This is a genomic window from Streptomyces sp. NRRL S-37, from assembly GCF_000721605.1.
Lineage (GTDB): Bacteria > Actinomycetota > Actinomycetes > Streptomycetales > Streptomycetaceae > Streptomyces.
In genome coordinates this window covers 1-1406 of sequence record NZ_JOIZ01000075.1, presented here as the reverse complement: position 1 = coordinate 1406, position 1406 = coordinate 1, and the positions used below count along the sequence as shown (strand labels likewise).

General features: G+C 72.4%; 1 protein-coding gene and 1 pseudogene. Both read left to right on the top strand.

Features of this window, described 5'->3' with window-relative positions; all coding sequences use genetic code 11:
- Window positions 1-22: 22 nt before the first annotated feature.
- Window positions 23-1105, top strand: a pseudogene (locus tag IH50_RS0136745) (acyltransferase domain-containing protein); the annotation flags it as partial.
- Window positions 1106-1236: 131 nt separating this feature from the next.
- A partial coding sequence (locus IH50_RS43390) for a polyketide synthase dehydratase domain-containing protein (RefSeq protein WP_324617173.1) occupies window positions 1237-1406 on the top strand: 170 nt, incomplete at its 3' end.

The window sequence follows — 1406 nt, the reverse complement described above, 5'->3', positions numbered from 1 at the left end:
CCGTCTGCTCGACGCCTGGGGCGTGCGCCCCGACTATGTCGCCGGACACTCGATCGGTGAGATCGCGGCCGCGCATGTGGCGGGTGTGTTCTCGCTGGCCGACGCGTGCGCGCTGGTGGCCGCTCGCGGCCGGCTGATGCAGGCGTTGCCGGCCGGTGGCGCCATGGTCGCGGTGGAGGCGACGGAGACGGAGGTGCTGCCGCACCTGACCGGCGAGGTGTCGGTCGCCGCCGTCAACGGACCCTCCTCCCTGGTGATCTCGGGTGTCGAGATTGCGGTCGAGGCCGTCGCCGGGATTTTCCGCGAACAGGGCCGCCGTACGACCCGGCTGCGGGTGTCGCACGCCTTCCACTCGCCGCTGATGGAACCGATGCTGGACGAGTTCCGCGCGGTCGCCGAGAACCTCTCCTACGCCGACCCGCTGCTGCCCGTCGTCTCCAACGTGACCGGCCGCATCGCCGCGTCCGGTGAACTCACCACGCCCGCCTACTGGGTGACCCACGTCCGTGAGGCCGTACGCTTCGCCGACGGAGTCCGGACACTGCGCGCCGCCGGAGTGGGCCGCTGCGTCGAGATCGGTCCCGAGGCGGTGCTGACCGGCATGGCCCGTACCTGCCTCGACGACACCGGTGTCCTGCTGGTGCCGGTCGCCCGCAAGGGCCGGGACGAGGCCGATGCCCTGCTCACGGCCCTCGGCCACCTGCACAGCGACGGCGCTGCCGTCGACTGGGCCGCGTACTTCGCCGGCACCGGCGCACGCACCGTCGACCTGCCGACCTACGCCTTCCAGCGGCAGCGCTACTGGCTGCACGCCACGGACGGCGCCACCGCGGTTCCCGCCGGAGCGGGTCTGGACGCGTCCGATCACCCGTTGCTGGGCGCGGTGGTGGCGCTGCCGGACTCCGGTGGTGTCGTACTGACGGGCAGGCTGTCGGTGGAGACGCAGCCGTGGCTGGCCGATCACGTGGTCCTGGGCCGCACCCTGCTGCCCGGCGCCGTACTGGTCGAACTGTCCCTGACGGCGGGCGAGGCCGTGGGCTGCGCCACCCTGGAGGAACTGGCCCTGGCCGCACCGCTGGTGCTGCCCGAACGGGGCGGCGTCCAGGTGCGCGTGGTGGTCGGCCCGGAGAACGGCGGACGCCGTACGGTCGCCGTCTACTCACGCCCCGAGGACACCGCGCAGGACTGGACCACGCGTACGAGGTCTTCCGTGAGCGTGGTTATGGCTACGGTCCGGTGTTCCGGGGGCTGCGTGCGGCGTGGCGTCGGGGTGAGGAGCTGTTCGCGGAGGTCGCTCTGCCGCAGGAGTCGGTGGGGGAGGCCGGTGGGTTCGGTCTGCATCCGGCGTTGCTGGACGCGTCGATGCATGCGGCGATCCTGAACGACGGGGAGGGCGAGACGGTGAT